Source organism: Streptomyces sp. YGL11-2, from assembly GCF_050054615.1.
GTDB lineage: Bacteria > Actinomycetota > Actinomycetes > Streptomycetales > Streptomycetaceae > Streptomyces.
On the sequence record NZ_JBNHIN010000033.1, the window covers coordinates 1 to 15,530 of the forward strand.

The window sequence follows — 15,530 nt, forward strand, 5'->3', positions numbered from 1 at the left end:
CCGCTCGCGGGAACTTCCAGTCGCACCGTCATCGAATACGAGACGCTAGGCGCCGTTGCCATGGCCGACTTCCTCTGCTTTCCCTGGTTTCTCTCTGAGCGACTCCGGAACTCAGGGGTTACCGAGCCGGAGCGCGTCGTTCGATCGTCCCACCTACCAGCCGGTACACGGTAACCAGCTACAAACTCCGGAAAGACTCTTCCACCATACGAGAGATGATCCGTCGAGCGGAAGCCCCCACCGGGAACGGGAACCGGCCGGCCCCGCCGCCGGCACCCCGGCCGGGCCGCCGGCGGCGGGAGCGGGAGCGGGAGCGGCGGAAACGACCGTGGGCGCCTCTCCCGGAGGAGGGGCGCCCACAGCTGCTGCTTACGACACCGACCCGCCATGCTCGCCTCGCGGCAAGTGGTCGCTCGTAGCGACGATGGTTGGGCCCGGGGGCTTGGATCGAGCCGGTGCCGTCACCAAGGCTAACAAACCATCCCGGGAAGCGAATCCCGTCCCGCTGGGCCGTTTTGAAGACCCCTCGTACGGCGGTGCGCGCCGGGGGAACCTCCCATGCCCTGAAGGCTGTGGGAGACCGGCCCGCCCGCCGTACGCGTCAGTCGCGCAGCAGGTCCGGCACCCCGTCGGCGTCCGGCTCGTCCGGTCCGGCGGAGAGCACGGTGAGCTGCTGGGTGGCACGGGTCAGCGCGACGTAGAGCACCCGCAGCCCGGCCGGGGACTCGTCGGCGATCTCGGCCGGCGAGACCACCAGCGTCGCGTCGTACTCCAGCCCCTTGGCCTCCAGGGAGCCCAGCGCCACCACCCGGTCGCCGAGCCCGGCCAGCCAGCCGCGGACCTGCTCGCGGCGGTGCATGGCCACCACGACGCCGACCGTGCCGTCGACCTCGCCCAGCAGCCGCTCTGCCTCCGCGACGGTGGCCCGCGCCAGCGCCGCATCGCCGGCGGCGCCGCGCGCACCGTCCGTACCGGAGACCGCGAACCTGGGCTCCAGGCCCGTCGAGCGCACCGCCTTCGGGGACGCGGTGCCGGGCATCGCCAGCGCCAGCACCCGGGACGCGAGGTCGGCGATCTCGGCGGGGTTGCGGTAGTTCACGGTGAGCGTGAAGCGGCGGCGGGGGCGGGTGCCGAGCGCCTCGTCGCGGGCCTCGGCGGCCTCGTCGGGGTCCGACCAGGAGGACTGCGCCGGGTCGCCGACCACGGTCCAGGTGGCGTGCCGGCCGCGCCGGCCGACCATCCGCCACTGCATCGGCGTCAGGTCCTGCGCCTCGTCGACGATCACATGGGCGTAGTCGGTGCGCTCCTCCTCCAGCCGCTCGCGGCGGCTGCGGCCGGAGGTCGCGCGGTCCGCGTAGGTGGTCAGCTCGTCCAGGCCGGTCAGCTGGTCGAGCGGGTCGGCCTCGCGCGGGCGGGCCGGGCGCATCGGGGCGCCGAGGATCTGCTGGAGCTCGTCCAGCAGCGCGATGTCGTGCACCGACAGCGGGCCGTGCCCGGTGGCGTCCAGCCGGCGCAGCGAGCGGGCCAGCTGGCGCACCTCGCGCTGGTTGAGGATGCGGCGCGCCCAGCGGGCGAGCCGGCGCTCGTCGGCCATCGCGGCCAGCACCCCGCGCGGGGTCAGCTCCGGCCACCAGGCGTCCAGGAACTCCTGGAAGTCCGCTTCGGTGGTGATGTCCTCGTCGAAGCCCTCGCGGGCCTCGGCGGCCAGCTCGGGGTCCGGGTAGCGGCGGGCGGCGCCGGACCTGGCCCACAGGGCGTCCAGGATCAGCCGGCGGGCGCGCGGGCGCAGCAGGTTGACCGGGGCGGTGCCGCCCAGCGCGTTCTGCCGGATGGCGCGCAGCTCGCTCTCGTCCAGCTCGATCCGGCCGCCGAACGCGACGACCCGCAGCCGGGTGGGGACGGCCGCCCCCGGTGCCGCCCCGGGACCGGAGCCGGCTCTTCGGCCGCGGTCCCCGGCGCCGTCCTGGGCGAGCAGGTCCTCCAGGGACAGCTGGGCGTCGTCGCCGGCCGGCGCTCCGGCCACCGGGAGCGCCGCGGGTGCCGGGGGTGTCGCGCCCGGCGCCGCCAGTTCCAGCGCGCCGCGGGCCGCCTTGCGCAGCAGCTTCTGCATCCGCGCGGAGCCCTTGATGCGGGACACCGTCGGCGGGTCGTACGCGGTCGCCTCGGCGCCGTCGACGAGCGAGCCGAGCGCCCGGATGGCGACCTGCCCCTCCTCGCCGAGGGACGGCAGCACGCCTTCGGTGTACGCGACCAGCAGCGGCGTCGGAGAGACGATCAGGATGCCACCGGCGTAGCGACGGCGGTCCTGGTAGAGGAGGTAGGCGGCGCGGTGCAGGGCGACCGCGGTCTTGCCGGTGCCGGGGCCGCCCTCGACCTCGGTGACGGAGGCGGCGGGCGCCCGGATGACCAGGTCCTGCTCGGCCTGGATGGAGGCGACGATGTCCCGCATGGTGTGGCTGCGGGCCCGGCCCAGGGCGGCCATCAGCGCGCCGTCGCCGACCGCCGGCAGCTCGGCGCCGTCCAGCGTCGCGGTGATCTCGGGGCGCATCAGATCGTCCTCGACGCCCAGCACCCGGCGGCCCTTGGAGCGGATCACCCGGCGTCGCACGACGCGGCCGGGGGCGACCGGGGTGGCGCGGTAGAAGGGGGCGGCGGCGGGCGCCCGCCAGTCGATCACCAGCGGCGAGTAGTCCGCGTCCAGCACGCCGAGGCGGCCGATGTGCAGGGTCTCGGCGATGGCGGCGCGGCCGTCCCGGATCGCACCGTCGGCGGGCTCGACGGAGGTGAAGGCGCCGTCCGGGCCCTTCTTGCCGTCCTTGCCGAGGAGCAGGTCGATCCGGCCGAAGAGGAAGTCCTCGTACTCGGAGTTGAGGCGGTGGAGATGGATGCCGGCCTGGAACACCTGGGCGTCCCGCTCGGCGAGCGCGCCGGGCGTGCCGACCTGGCCGCGCTTGGCGGCGTCGTCCATGAGGAACTCGGCCTCGTGGATCTTCTCCTCAAGGCGCCGGTAGACGCGGTCGAGGTGCGTCTGCTCGGCCTCGATCTCGCGGTCGCGAACGGAATCCGGTGCGTGGTCCGGTGCGTGCGTGGCGTTGTGCGCGGCCACCCAGGCCCCCTTCTCCTGTGCGTAGGGCAGCCGTCAACCGTACGCCAACCCGACACCGCGCGCACCTGGAGAGAGGGACAAATCTGGAGGGAATCGGTCGGATGTTGACTCAGGCCCTGACCTGGTCAGGGCTCTTTCTGGTCCGTCTTCGATGCCGGGCCACCCGCTCGCGGTTGCCGCAGACCTCGCTGGAGCACCAGCGGCGGCGCCGGCCGCGCGAGGTGTCCAGATAGACCAGCGAGCAGCCCTCCCCGGCGCACTGACGCAGCAGCCCGCGCGCGGCCGGGTCGGTCAGCAGCGCGACGGCGTCCCGGGCCACCGCGGCCAGCAGCCCGGCGCAGTCGGGCGGGCCGGGGAAGGTGCCGGCCAGCGCGCCGTCGGGGCCGCGTACGGCGTGGACGGCGGGCGGCGGGGCGGCGGCCGCGGCGTTGAGCTGCGCCAGGTCGGCGTCGGCGGCCCGGCCGCGCAGTTCGGCGTGCACCACGCGACCCAGCAGCGCGCGCAGCGCCAGGAAGCGGGTGACCCACAGGGCGTCGACCGCGTCGAGCGGGACGCCGTACGGCACCACCCCCGCGCCGGTCAGCCAGGCCGCCAACTGGTCGGGGCCGGTGAGCCGTTCCAGGCCGGCGGGCCGTTCGGCGGCGCCGCCGGTGGTGGCCACCAGGTCCAGGCAGATCCGCCCGCAGTCGAACCGCAGGTCGTAAGGGGCTGCCATGTGCCTGTCACTCCTCGGGGAGGAAACGCGGGGTGGTGGTGAGGGGAGAGCGGACGCGGACCTTCCCAGGGTGCCCGGCCGCGCCGTCCGCCGGAACCCTGCTGCGTCGGCCACTCCTCGCATGCACCGCACGAAGACAACCCAAGTAGACACTGTACGTATACAGCTGGTGTATAGTCCGGCGGCATGTCGTCGAAAACGCTGCTCACGAACCGCGCCAGCCTGACGCACAAGATCGGTTACGCGGTCCGCAACCCGGCCCGCATCACCCCTTACGTCAAGCGCACCGCCCGCGACACCTGGCTGCGCCTCAAGCACCCCGACCACGTCGCGTACTACCGCGCGGTGATGGCCTCCGACACCGGGCGCAACCCCGAGGCCGCGGTCGGCAGCCGCACCCACCAGCGCTGGCTGGCGCTGGGCGAGATGCAGTTCGACTACCTGGCGGAGCACGGGCTGAAGCCCGGCCACCGGATGCTCGACATCGGCTGCGGCAACCTGCGCGCCGGCTGGCGCTTCATCGCCCACCTGGACGCCGGCAACTACTACGGCATCGACATCTCGCCGGACATCCTGATAGCCGCCAAGCGGACCCTCGCCACGTACGAACTCCAGGACGAGCTCCCGCATCTGACGATCACTCAGGACCTGACGCTGGACTTCCTGCCGGCCGGCCACTTCGACGTCGTGCACGCGCACAGCGTCTTCTCGCACTCGCCGATCCACGTCATCGACGAGTGCCTGGCCCACGTCGGCCGGGTGCTGGCCCCCGGCGGGTTCTTCGACTTCACCTTCGACCGCACCGGGGGCGCCGAACACCAGGTGCTGCGCGAGGACTTCTACTACCGCACCGAGACCCTGCTGCGGCTCGCCCGCAAGCACGGCCTGGAGGCGCGCTTCATGGACGACTGGGAGACCCGGCCGCACGGCCAGTCGAAGATCCGGGTCAACCACCCGTCCTGACCCGCCGGAACGGCCCTACCCGCCGTACTTGCCGGTGTCCGCGTGCGGGTCCAGCGCCAGCCGGTAGCCGCGCTTGACCACCGTCTGGATCAGCTTGGGCGCCCCCAGCGCCACCCGCAGCCGCGCCATCGCGGTCTCCACCGCGTGCTCGTCCCGACCCGCGCCCGGCAGCGCCCGCAGCAGCTCGGCACGCGCCACCACCCAGCCGGGGCGCCGGGCCAAGGTCCGCAGCAGCGCCATCCCGGCGGGCGGCACCGGGCGCAGTTCGCCGTCCACCACGACGGCCCGGCCACGGATCTCCAGGCGCCGGCCGGCCACCGGCAACGGCCGTGCCCGGCCCGGGAGTTCCCGGCACAGCAGCTGGACCAGCGGGCCCAGCCGGAAGCGCTCGGGCTGGCGGGTGGGCACGTCCAGCGCCTCCAGCGGCAGCGCGGTCACCGGGCCCACGCACGCCGGCAGCACGTCCTGCCGCAGCGCGGCCAGCAGCTCCGGCTGGATGCCGCGCTCGGCCGCCCGCTCCAGCAGCGAGGAGGCGGCCGGCGCGCTGGTGAAGGTCACCGCGTCCAGGCCGCGGGCGAGCACCGCGTCCAGCAGCCGGTCCACCGGCCCGATGTCCTCCGGCGGCATCCACCGGTACACGGGCACCCCGACGACCTCCGCACCGGCCGCCCGCAGCGCCTCGACGAACCCCGGCAGCGGCTCCCCGTGCAGCTGGACGGCCACCCGGCGCCCGGCGACGCCCGCGGACAGCAGCCGGTCCAGCACCTCGGCCATCGACTCGGAGGCCGGCGACCACTTCTCGGTCAGCCCGGCGGCCCGGATGGCGCCGCGCACCTTCGGGCCGCGGGCCAGCAGCTCCACCCCGGCCAGCCGGTCCAGCAGCGCCTCGCCCAGCCCCCAGCCCTCCGCGGCCTCGATCCAGCCGCGGAACCCGATGGCGGTGGTGGCCACCACCACGTCCGGCGCGTCTTCGACCAACGCACGGGTGACGGCGAGCAGTTCGGCGTCGTCCGGCAGCGGCACGATGCGCAGCGCGGGCGCGTGCAGCACCTGCGCACCGCGGCGCTCCAGCAGCGCGCCCAGTTCCTCCGCCCGCCGGGCCGCGGTCACCCCGACGGTGAAGCCGTCCAGCGGGCGCACCGGCCCGCCCGGTTCGCCGTGCCGCTGCGTGGTGTGCTCGTGCTGCTGATCGTGCATAGGTCCGTCCCACTCGTCCCAGAGGCGGTGCGCGGTGCCGTGTCCGGAGGTACTCCCCCGGCTACCGCAGGGCCCCACCCAGCAGTGGCCGGGGGGAGCGTCACGGCTCCGGTGGCACTCGCGCCCAGGTGCCGAGCCTGCCAACGGCACGTGACAGGCAGACTCCTCCAGTATTTCCCCGCGGTTACGGAGTCGCCGCCGCGCCCCCGACCGGGCCCGGGGGCGCGGCCGGGGGCGCGGGGCGGATCACCTGCCCGCGCCTCAGACCTCGGCGTACGCCGGGCGCGCCGCCGCGCCCTCCGCGCCCTCCGGGCGCGCCACGGGCCCCGCACCGGCCGGCCCCCGCAGGTATACGGCCCAGGTCACCACCCCGCACACCGCGTAGTAGGCCAGGAAGGCGACGAACGCCGGGGTACCCGAGCCGGTCGTGCCGAACGCCTGCCGGAAGGCGAGGTTGATACCCAGCCCGCCCAGCGCACCCACCGCCCCGATCAGCCCCATCGCGGCCCCCGACAGTCGCCGCCCGTACGCGGCGGCCGCCTCCCCTTCCAGCCCCCGGCGCACCGCCTGGGCCTGGAAGATCCCCGGGACCATCTTGAACGTGGAGCCGTTGCCCAGGCCGGTCAGCACGAACAGCGCGATGAAGCCGACGAGGAAGACCGGCAGCGAGCGCACCGCCGACGCGTAGATCACCACCCCGGTGGCCAGGCTCATCGCCCCGTAGTTCCCCAGGGTGATCCGGGCCCCGCCGAACCGGTCCGCCAGCCGCCCGCCGACCGGCCGCACCAGCGACCCCAGCAGTGGCCCGATGAAGGTCAGCGAGGCCGCCTGGAGGGGCGTGCGGGCGAACTGGCTCTGGAGCACCAGCCCGAAGGCGAAGCTGTAGCCGATGAACGACCCGAAGGTGCCGACGTAGAGCAGCGCCATCACCCAGGTGTGCCGCTCGCGGGCCGCGTCCAGGGCCGCACCGGTGTCGTTGGCCACCGGCCCGAGGTTGTCCATGAACAGCGCGGCCAGCACCGCCGCGAGCACGATCAGCGGCACGTACACCGCCAGGACGAGCCGCGGCTGCGCGGCCCCCGCCGTCCCGATCACCAGCAGCCCCAGCAGCTGGATCACCGGCACCCCGATGTTGCCGCCGCCGGCGTTCAGGCCCAGCGCCCAGCCCTTCTTCCGCAGCGGATAGAAGGAGTTGATGTTGGTCATGGACGAGGCGAAGTTCCCACCGCCGACCCCGGTCAGCCCGGCCACCAGCAGGAACGTGCCGTACGACGTCCCCGGCGTCATCACCACCGCCGCCGCGGCCGTCGGCACCAGCAGCAACAGGGCACTGAACACCGTCCAGTTGCGCCCGCCGAACCGCGCCACCGCGAAGGTGTACGGCACCCGCAGCACCGCGCCCACCAGTGTCGGCATCGCCACCAGGAAGAACTTCCCGGCCGGATCGACGCCGTACTCCGGCCCCATGAACAGCACCATCACCGACCACAGGCTCCAGATGGAGAAGCCGATGTGCTCGGACAGCACCGAGAAGGCCAGGTTCCGCCGGGCGACCCGCTCCCCGGTCTCCCGCCAGAACCCCTCGTCCTCGGGGTCCCAGTGCTCGATCCAGCGCCTACCGCGCCGTGCCCTTCCCGGCTCGCCGCCGCGCTCGCTCGGGGTCTTCGCCGTGGCCTCGGCCGTCATCGCGCCTCCCAGGGGTCGGGTCCTGCCACCGACGCTAGAGATGGCGGGTTTCCGCCCTGTGGCAGCAGGTGACCGGCGCGAAACCTTGCTCTCACGCGGTCCGGGTGCATGCGGTGAGCCGCGGCGGCACGCGCGCGGCGTACGACGCGGGGGCGGTGCGCCGACATGCACCACGCGCCCCCGCCCGTCACCCGTACGGGGTAATGGCACGTGCCCGAGACACTGCCAGCCTTTTTATCGGACGCATGGAGTAACCAGCCCGACACAGTCCGTCGCCGAAGCGGTGTGTGCTCACCTCCCGCCCGGCGGCGGCCGGATCCCCCTGCCAGGGCGGCACACCCGCCCCCGCAGGGATGCAGGGCTCTCCCCGGAGCACGGAAAGAAAGGGATGCGATGCACCAAACACAGCAGCGGACCGCCGGCGGACGGTGCGGCTCCTGACCGTGCCCACCGGCGGCCCCCCTGCCGGGGCGCCTCCCCGCCCCGGCAGGCCCCCGGTCGTACCCATCGAGGCCAAGGAGCGGCAACCCCCCGTGGATTTCCTCGTGTTCCCCGACCACCCCGCCGCCGACCGGCTCGCCGCCCGCCTGCCGCGGACCCCGGCCACCCGCACCGTGCCGCATCTCTCCGGCCGCCCCTGGATCGTGGGGCACTGGCGGCGCGAGGAACTGGTGACCGCGCGCATCGGCCCCCGGTGCGCGGTGCTGCTCGGGACGACCTCCGCCACCTCCAGCGAACTGGCCCGACTGCTGCGCCGGCTGCGCAGCCTGGACGACCTCTGCGACCTCCGCCACGAACTCCCCGGCAGCTTCTTCCTGCTGGCCTACATGGGCCCCCGGGTCCGCTGCCAGGGAACGCTCTCGACGGTCCGCCGGCTGCACCGCACCTGCTTCGGCGGCGTCACCGTCCTGGGCAGCCGCCCGCAGGACCTGGCCGCCCTGGCCCGCGAGGCCACCGCGGCCGGGCTGCCCGGCGCACCCGGCACCGGCACGGTCGACGAGGAGGCGCTGGCGGCCCGGCTGCTCGCCCCCGCCGCCCCGCTCCCGCTCGCACTGCGCACCCCCTGGCGGTCGATCCACGCCGTACCGCCCGACCACTGCGCCACCTACGACGCGCACGGCGTGCACCGCGAGGTCCGCTGGTGGCGGCCGCCGGAGCCGGACGTGCCGCTGCCGGACGCCGCCGAGGCCGTACGCGAGACCCTCGGCGCGGCGGTGCACGCCCGGACGCGGTCCGCCGCCGTGAGCGCCGACCTGTCCGGGGGCATGGACTCCGCCAGCCTGTGCTTCCTGGCCGCCCGCGGCGGGGCCGGGCTGGTCACCACCGCCTGGGAGTCCCGCGACCCGGCCAACGACGACCCCCTGTGGAGCGCGCACAGCGCCTACCGCCTCGGCCGGGTCCGCCAGGAGGGCCGACACCTGTCCCTCCCGTACACCGACGCGCCCACCTGGTACACCCCGCCCGCGCACCCCTCGCACACCGACCCGGCGGGCCCGCTCACCGCGGTCCGGGAAGCGGCCCGGCTCGTCCACCAGGCGCAGCTGGTCGCCCGGTACGGCTCCCGGCTGCATCTGTCCGGCGTCGGCGGCGACGAGCTCTTCGACCTCCGGGCCGTGGCGCTCAACTCCCTGGCCCGCAGCGACTTCCGGGCCGCCGCCCGGCAGGCCCGCCGGGCCCTGCGGCTCGGCCACCGGACGCTGCCCGCCACCCTGCGCACCCTGCTCGGCGGCCGGTCCTACCCACGCTGGCTGGCCGCCGGCGCCGACCGGATCACGCCCGGCGCCCGCCACGAGACCACCGGCGCCGACTGGGAGTGCGTCCCGGCCATGCCGTCCTGGGCGCATCCGGACGCGGTCGCCACGGTCCGCCGACTGCTGCGCGAGGCCGCCGCCGCGGACCCCGAGCCGTTCGCCGCCCTGCGGGCCCAGCACGAGGCCGTCCGGGCCGCCGTCCGGGCCGGCGAACTGGTCCGCGGCATCGACGCGCTCACCTCGGCGCACGGCGTGGCGTACGAGACGCCGTTCCTGGACGACGCGGTGATCGAGGCGGCGCTGGCCGTCCGGCTCGACGACCGCGCCCGGACCGGCTGCTACAAACCGGTGCTGGCCGCCGCGATGCGCGACATCGTGCCCGGCACCGTCCTCGGCCGCGGCACCAAGGGAGAGCACAGCGCGGAGGTCTACACCGGCCTGCGCCGCCACCGCCGGGCGCTGTCCGCGCTCTGCGAGGACTCCCGGCTGGCCGCGCTGGGCCTGATCCGCCCCGAGGCGCTGCGGCCGGTCCTGACGTCCCTCCAGCCGCACACCGAAGCGCTGCGGCCACTGGACCCGACACTGGCCGCCGAGTACTGGCTGCGCTCCCTGCCGGAGGCCCTACCGGGAACCCCGTCGTACGGGAGCGTCCCGGCCCCCGCCGCCGGCGACCGGATATCCGCCCCGGCGCCGGAGGGCGCCTGAGAGGCCGGCCGGAGCCCGCCGACTCAGCTGCCGGTGCCCTGGACCGGCGCGCTCATCCAGATGGTCTCCTCGCAGATGTTCATCCGGGCCTTCTTGCCCTTTTCGTCCCGGACCTTTATCTGCTTCTCGTGATGGTCGCGCGGCGCGCCGACGGTCGCCTCGTCATTGCTGACCAGGCAGTCGGCGGGCTTCATACCGGGCGCGTGGTCCTTGTACCGCAGGCTGGTGGTCACGGTCCCGCCGCGCCGCAGGTCTATCGGCATGGTCCGGACCTGCCCCTTGCCGGCGGACTCGGGCCCCTTGCCGACATGCACCGCAAAGGTGGGAAAACCGTCGAACACACACGGCTGCGAACCCTTGTTGACGGCCGTCAGCCGGGCCTCGCGGCGCGGGCTGTGCGGCACCTCCTTGAGCACCGTGACCTTCCAACCGAGACTCTTCGTCTTGCAGTTGGCGTGCAGCGCGGCCATCCGACCCGAGCCGCAGCCGGTCAGAGCCAGCGCGGCAGTGACGGTCAAGGTGAGCGCGGCCATCGTCGTCGCGAGTACGGAACGTCGCTGCACGACTCCCCCTGTTCAATCCGTTCGTATTGTTCGCACACATCGCTCGCACACGATGTCCTTCCGTAAGGAAGGGTTTTCGGCGCGGAAGGTTGCCTGTCGACGGGGAGAGATATGCATCACGTAAGCATCCGGCCGCCGCGGGAACCACCGCCGACCCCCGGCCGTCGGCATGCACCCGCCGCCGCGACCCTTGATCTTCCCGGCCCCCGGGCTCCCGTACGGCCCGCTCCGCCCCGCGGGCCGTCCCGCCCGCCGCCTCCCCGCCCGCACCGCCGCCGCCGCGGCCGAGGGGATGCGCGGCGGAGCCCCCGCCCGCGCACACACGACGAAGGCCCGGGTGTCCTCACGGACACCCGGGCCTTCGTCTTCACATGGGAATTGTGGAGATGGCGGGAATCGAACCCGCGTCCAACGGTGCGGAATCAGGGCTTCTCCGAGTGCAGTTCGCTGCGATTTTCTCGGCCCCGGAGATCACGCGAACAAGTCTCCGACGGGCTCAGTCACTGTGTGATTTCCTCCTGCACCCCGTGACCGGGTTCAGGAGTTTAGTCCCCTAGCTGATGCCAGGATCCGGGTCGGGAACATCCCCGGGCTGACACTTCGCAGGTCGCTACTTAGGCAGCGAGGGCGAAGGAATCGCGCTTGGTGTTGGCGATTATTGGTTGCGACACATGGTTAACGAGATCATTGCCGCTTCCTCGACTCGCTTCCCCTGCTTCGACATCCGCTGTCGAAACCGATCATCCCCATGTTGATTTATCAAGGTGGTGCACACCCCTCCTGGGGTGCACACCCATCGTACGTGACCAACGCACGGCGGTGCCAGCGAATTCCCCGGCGGCTCCCCGGCGACCCCCGTGAGAGGTCCGCTCAGGCGCGCTGCTTGCGGCGAGCCGCCGACATCGCCCGATCCGCCTCCCGGCGGTCCTGCTTCTCGCGGAGCGTCTGCCGCTTGTCGTACTCCTTCTTGCCCTTGGCCAGCGCGATCTCGACCTTGGCCCGGCCGTCCTTGAAATAGAGGGACAGCGGCACGATCGTGTGCCCCGACTCCTGGCTCTTGGACTCCAGCTTGTCGATCTCGGCGCGGTGCATCAGCAGCTTCCGCTTGCGCCGCGCGCTGTGGTTGGTCCAGGTGCCCTGGGCGTATTCGGGGATGTGTACGTTGTGCAACCAGGCTTCATTGCCGTCGATCTGGACGAATCCGTCCACCAGCGACGCCCGGCCCTGGCGCAGCGACTTCACCTCGGTGCCGGTCAGCACCAGACCGCACTCATAGGTGTCCAGAATGTGGTAGTCGTGCCGCGCCTTCTTGTGCTGCGCGACGAGCTTGCGCCCGGCGTTCTTGTCCTTGCCCTTGTCCTTAGCCATAGTGCGGCCATTTTCGCACTACGTGCCGGTGCCGAGGCCACTCAATACTGTGCGGGCCCGGTTCTCCGCATGATCCTCGACGACCAGGTCGGGGGTGATGCCGGCGCCGTCGACGGTGTGACCGGAGGGGGTGCGGTAGTGGCCGACGGTCAGCTCGGCGACCGAGCCGTCCGCGAGCTCGCTGGGCATCTGGACCGAGCCCTTGCCGAACGTCGGGGAGCCGACCACCACCGCCCGGCCGCGGTCCTGGAGGGCGCCCGACAGCAGCTCGGCGGCGCTCATCGTGCCGCCGTCGACCAGGACGACCAGAGGGGTGCGGGTGTCCCCGGCGCGCTCCGCGTACAGGGCGCGCTGGCTGCCGCGGACGTCGTAGGTGGCGACCAGGCCGCCGTCCAGGAAGACCGAAGCGGTGGCGACGGCCTCGGTGACCAGGCCGCCCGTGTTGCCGCGCAGGTCCAGCAGCAGCCCGTGCCGCGGGTCGGCGGCGGCGACCGCACGGCGCACGGCCGCGCCGGTGCCCCTGGTGAACGCGGCGACCTTGATCCGGGTCGGGCCGCCGGCGCCGGCCGGGCGGTCCACGGTGACGTTCTGGGTGCGCAGCCGGGCGCGGTGCAGGGTCACGCTCCAGTGCCGGCCGGCCCGCTCCAGGTCCAGCCGGACGGGGGTGCCGGCCGCGGCCCGCGGGGAGCCCGCGCGGTCGTCGCCGCGAAGCCGGGCGACCGTCTCGGTGACCGGCCGTCCCCGGGAGGCCTCGCCGTCGATGGCGTCCAGGCGGTCCCCGACGGCGACCCCGGCGCGGGCGGCGGGGCTGCCGGGCTGGACCCGGGACACCATGATTAAGCCGCCGGCCCGCTGCCGCACCCACAGGCCGACGCCGACGTAGGCGCCGTCCAACTGCGCCTGGAAGTCCTCGAATTCCCCGGGGGTGTAGATCGCCGACCAGCGGTCACCGCTGCGGCTGACCACCTCGGCGGCGGCCTGCGAACCGGACTTGCCGTCCGCTACGGCCTGCGCGGCGGCCCGTTCGACGGCCGCGCGGTCCGCGGCCGACCCGGCCGGGCGCTCCGCGGCGGTCTGTTCCACGGCGCCCTCGGCCTCGTCATGCCACGCCCCGGTCACCGCCCCCGTGGCCAGCACCCCGGCGAGGAGCAGTGTGAGGGCCGCCCCGCGGCGGATGCGGCGGGGCCGGCCGTACGAACACGGGCCCGACATGCGGGTGAGTCTAGGCGACCGAAGGGCGCCGTACGGGGAGTTGTCCGTACGGCGCCCTTGGCGAAGCTCACACCTTGAGGTACTTGCGCAGCGCGAAGAACGCGGCGAGCGCGGGCATCAGCAGCCCGATGAGCAGCACCAGTGGCAGCACCGTGATCACCGAGTCCCAGCCGATGAAGTTGATCACCTGGATCTTCTTCGCCAGCCAGTTGTTGATGAGGAGGTACTTGCCGCCACCGATCAGCACGCACGCGAACAGCGCGCCGAGCAGACCGGCGATGGCGGCCTCCAGGATGAACGGCATCTGGATGTAGAAGCTGGACGCTCCCACCAGCCGCATGATCCCGGTCTCCCGCCTGCGGCTGAACGCCGACACCCGCACGGTGTTGACGATCAGCATCAGCGCAACGACCAGCATCAGCCCCATCACGCACAGCGCGGCGATGTTCATGCCGTTGAGGAGGTTGAACAGGGGCTCAACGGTGTCCCGTTGGTCCTGCACCTGCTCGACGCCGGGCCGCTCCGAGAACGCCGACTTGATGACCGCGAACTTCGTCGGGTCCTTCAGCTTGACCCGGAAGGACTCCGGCAGCTGGTCGGGCGTCACCAGACCGGCGACCGGGGTGTCGCCGAACTGCTCCTTGTAGTGCTTGTACGCCTGGTCGCTGGACTCGTACTGCACGTTCTGCACGATCGGCAGCCGGTTCAGCTCGGCCTTGATGTCGTCCTTCTGCTGCTGGGTGGCCGCGCCCTTGGCGCAGTTGCCGGCCGTTTCGGCGTCGTTCTTGTTGCAGAAGAAGATGGAGACGTTGACCTTGTCGTACCAGTAGCCCTTCATGGTGCTGACCTGGTCCCGCATCAGCAGCGAGGCGCCGAACAGGCCGAGCGAGAGGGCTACGGAGACGATGACGGCAACGGTCATCGTGAGGTTACGGCGGAGACCGACGCCGATCTCCGACAGGACGAACTGGGCGCGCATGGCGTCCTTTCAGTGCTGGTAGCCGTACACGCCGCGCGACTGGTCGCGTACGAGCCGGCCCTTCTCAAGTTCCATGACCCGCTTGCGCATCTGGTCGACGATCTGCTGGTCGTGGGTGGCCATGACCACCGTCGTACCGGTCCGGTTGATCCGGTCCAGCAGCTTCATGATGCCGACGGAGGTCTGCGGGTCGAGGTTGCCGGTGGGCTCGTCCGCGATGAGCAGCATCGGGCGGTTGACGAAGGCCCGCGCGATGGCGACGCGCTGCTGCTCACCACCGGAGAGCTCACCCGGCATACGGTCCTCCTTGCCGCCGAGGCCGACGAGTTCGAGGACTTCGGGCACGGTCTTGCGGATCTGCCCGCGCGGCTTGCCGATGACTTCCAGCGCAAAGGCGACGTTCTGCCCCACCGTCTTGTTGGGGAGCAGCCGGAAGTCCTGGAAGACCGTGCCCACCTGGCGCCGCATCTGCGGAACCTTCCAGTTGGAGAGCTTGGCGAGGTCCTTCCCCAGCACGTGCACGGCACCATGGCTGGCACGCTCCTCACGCAGGAGCAGCCGCAGGAAGGTGGACTTACCGGAGCCCGAGGAACCCACCAGGAAGACGAACTCGCCGCGCTCGATCTCCAGGGAGACATCCCTGAGGGCGGGGCGGTTCTGCTTCGGGTAGGTCTTGGAGACGTTGTCGAATCGGATCACTGATGCACCACGGTCGACCTCGGTAGGGGCACGGGATACCGGTGAGGGCTCCCGTCGGTGAGCGTGACCCTACGCGAACCTCGGGTGGCCGCGAAGCCGTCGTACGGGGTTGGTGCGTTTCGTCACGGCGCCTAGGGGGACAAAAGGCGCACAAACCTGCGGGGCGCGCCGTTCGGCTGCGGAGCTGGCACAGTGGTAGAGGGAACCATCGCGCCTCCTGGTGCGTTGGTGCAGTAAAGAAGGAGGTCGCATGACGTACGACCGATTGGTGTGCGCCAATTGCGCGGCCCCTGTGAGCGAGGGCCGCTGCCCTGTGTGCCGGGCAAGCAGGGAACGGCTCCAGCAGCAAGCCGGCATTTTCGGCCAGCTCAACCCCGCGATGCTGGTGGCCCTGCTGATAGTGCTGGTCGCGCTCGCGGGAGTGCTGCGCCAGACCGTGGCGTAGCGGCGCCCGCGCGACCGTCACCGCGCCGGTACGCCGGGCGGCGGCGCCGGCCTGGAGCGGCCGGCTGCCGGCATGCGCGCGCCGGGGTGCCCGAATTGCCGTGCCCGTACACCGAGGGGCCCGGGACGCATGCGTCCCGGG

Annotated in this window: 12 protein-coding genes and 1 other RNA gene; 3 read left to right on the forward strand and 10 right to left on the reverse strand. The window is 72.8% G+C overall.

The window, feature by feature from the left end; genetic code table 11:
- Positions 1-601: 601 nt before the first annotated feature.
- Complete coding sequence (locus tag ACO1BR_RS29765; RefSeq protein ID WP_426798193.1) at positions 602-3,106, reverse strand: HelD family protein; 2,505 nt, start codon at positions 3,104-3,106, stop codon at positions 602-604.
- A 109-nt stretch (positions 3,107-3,215) separates the two neighbouring features.
- The gene (locus ACO1BR_RS29770; protein ID WP_426798194.1) at positions 3,216-3,821 is read right to left on the reverse strand and encodes a CGNR zinc finger domain-containing protein; all 606 of its coding nucleotides are present in this window, start codon (positions 3,819-3,821) and stop codon (positions 3,216-3,218) included.
- A gap of 186 nt (positions 3,822-4,007) precedes the next feature.
- On the opposite strand from ACO1BR_RS29770, the gene ACO1BR_RS29775 reads away from it, so the two are divergent.
- Complete coding sequence (locus ACO1BR_RS29775) at positions 4,008-4,784, forward strand: class I SAM-dependent methyltransferase (RefSeq protein WP_426798195.1); 777 nt, start codon at positions 4,008-4,010, stop codon at positions 4,782-4,784.
- A gap of 15 nt (positions 4,785-4,799) precedes the next feature.
- Here the strand turns inward: ACO1BR_RS29775 and ACO1BR_RS29780 are convergent, their stop codons facing one another.
- Positions 4,800-5,981 (reverse strand): uroporphyrinogen-III synthase, encoded by a 1,182-nt coding sequence (locus ACO1BR_RS29780; protein ID WP_426798196.1) that lies wholly within the window; start codon positions 5,979-5,981, stop codon positions 4,800-4,802.
- Positions 5,982-6,242: 261 nt separating this feature from the next.
- A complete protein-coding gene (locus tag ACO1BR_RS29785; RefSeq protein ID WP_426798197.1) occupies positions 6,243-7,667 on the reverse strand; it encodes a nitrate/nitrite transporter in 1,425 nt (474 codons plus the stop codon).
- A gap of 533 nt (positions 7,668-8,200) precedes the next feature.
- On the opposite strand from ACO1BR_RS29785, the gene ACO1BR_RS29790 reads away from it, so the two are divergent.
- The gene (locus ACO1BR_RS29790; RefSeq protein ID WP_426798198.1) at positions 8,201-10,123 is read left to right on the forward strand and encodes an asparagine synthase-related protein; all 1,923 of its coding nucleotides are present in this window, start codon (positions 8,201-8,203) and stop codon (positions 10,121-10,123) included.
- 23 nt (positions 10,124-10,146) lie between these two features.
- On the opposite strand, the gene ACO1BR_RS29795 is transcribed toward ACO1BR_RS29790, so the two are convergent.
- From ACO1BR_RS29795 to ftsE, 6 genes are all read right to left on the reverse strand, one after another.
- The gene (locus ACO1BR_RS29795; RefSeq protein ID WP_426798199.1) at positions 10,147-10,686 is read right to left on the reverse strand and encodes a DUF4232 domain-containing protein; all 540 of its coding nucleotides are present in this window, start codon (positions 10,684-10,686) and stop codon (positions 10,147-10,149) included.
- A gap of 378 nt (positions 10,687-11,064) precedes the next feature.
- Positions 11,065-11,434: a transfer-messenger RNA gene (ssrA, locus tag ACO1BR_RS29800) on the reverse strand.
- Positions 11,435-11,556: 122 nt separating this feature from the next.
- Complete coding sequence (gene smpB / locus ACO1BR_RS29805) at positions 11,557-12,054, reverse strand: SsrA-binding protein SmpB (protein ID WP_159503524.1); 498 nt, start codon at positions 12,052-12,054, stop codon at positions 11,557-11,559.
- A gap of 18 nt (positions 12,055-12,072) precedes the next feature.
- Positions 12,073-13,266: a S41 family peptidase gene (locus tag ACO1BR_RS29810; RefSeq protein ID WP_426798200.1), complete on the reverse strand. Its 1,194-nt coding sequence runs from the start codon at positions 13,264-13,266 to the stop codon at positions 12,073-12,075.
- Between the two features lie 67 nt (positions 13,267-13,333).
- On the reverse strand, positions 13,334-14,245 hold the full coding sequence (gene ftsX, locus ACO1BR_RS29815; protein ID WP_426798201.1) for a permease-like cell division protein FtsX: 912 nt from the start codon (positions 14,243-14,245) through the stop codon (positions 13,334-13,336).
- A 9-nt stretch (positions 14,246-14,254) separates the two neighbouring features.
- Positions 14,255-14,944 carry a cell division ATP-binding protein FtsE gene (gene ftsE / locus ACO1BR_RS29820; RefSeq protein WP_030069385.1) on the reverse strand — a complete coding sequence of 230 codons (690 nt, stop codon included), beginning with the start codon at positions 14,942-14,944 and terminating at the stop codon, positions 14,255-14,257.
- Positions 14,945-15,194: 250 nt separating this feature from the next.
- On the opposite strand from ftsE, the gene ACO1BR_RS29825 reads away from it, so the two are divergent.
- Positions 15,195-15,389, forward strand: a complete 195-nt coding sequence (locus ACO1BR_RS29825) for a hypothetical protein (RefSeq protein ID WP_159503520.1) — start codon at positions 15,195-15,197, stop codon at positions 15,387-15,389.
- The last annotated feature ends 141 nt before the right edge of the window (positions 15,390-15,530 follow it).